This window comes from Campylobacter sp. RM16189 (assembly GCF_012978815.1).
Taxonomy (GTDB): Bacteria; Campylobacterota; Campylobacteria; order Campylobacterales; family Campylobacteraceae; genus Campylobacter_A.
Genome location: NZ_LIWR01000033.1, coordinates 1 through 769, shown reverse-complemented (window position 1 = coordinate 769; position 769 = coordinate 1). Strand labels below are relative to the sequence as shown.

Genomic DNA, 769 nt, shown 5'->3' with positions numbered 1-769 from the left:
CCGCAGCACTTTCTTGAAGAGAATTTGCTTGGATGTTGGTTCCGTCGGTGAGTTGTTTCATTAGTCCTTTTAGCGCTTCGGCCTTTTCTTCTAAAATTTTAGCTTGTTCTAGACTTTGTCTTAGCATTCCTGAAACTTCCTGACCAAGAAGATCAATTCCTGAGGCTACCAAGCCTTTATCATTAGTTCTTGCGCTAAAATCCTGAGATTTAAATCTATTTAATGTATCAAATATTATATTGCTATTTGTAGCTACTCCTGTTTGAAGACTTAAAGACAACTTCGCAAATGCTTCTTTGAGATTCATTAGGGCAGGATTTTGCACATCCGCATCAAGAGTGGCCGTAAATTTACCTGACTCTATATTATCGACAAAGACATTTGCTTTTCTTATAAACTCATCTTCAGATATCTTGGCTGATTGTATTTTGCTGATATTTTCATTTATTAAAGATGCCATTACTCCAAACTCATCTTTAGTTCTTACATCCAGTTTAGCAGGTTCTTTTATCTCATAATTTAAAAATTTAAAAAATGAAACAAGTCCTGTTGAAATGAAATTTAAAGGCTTTAAAAAGTAACCAATAATGACCATTAGAATAATAACTATAGCTATAGTAGATATCACAGAAATAAGAATCTGGTCAAAAAGAATTGAATTTAGTGCCAAATCATAATCGGATACTAAATTCGCCGAGCAAACAAGCCAGTTGATAGTATCATATGCACTACAAGACGCTACTTTATTGTCTCCATTCATCTCGTATGC

The 769-nt window shown here is 33.9% G+C and carries 1 pseudogene; it reads right to left on the bottom strand.

Annotated elements, in window-relative coordinates:
* Window positions 1-769 (bottom strand): annotated as a pseudogene (locus tag CDOM16189_RS08030) (methyl-accepting chemotaxis protein); the annotation flags it as partial.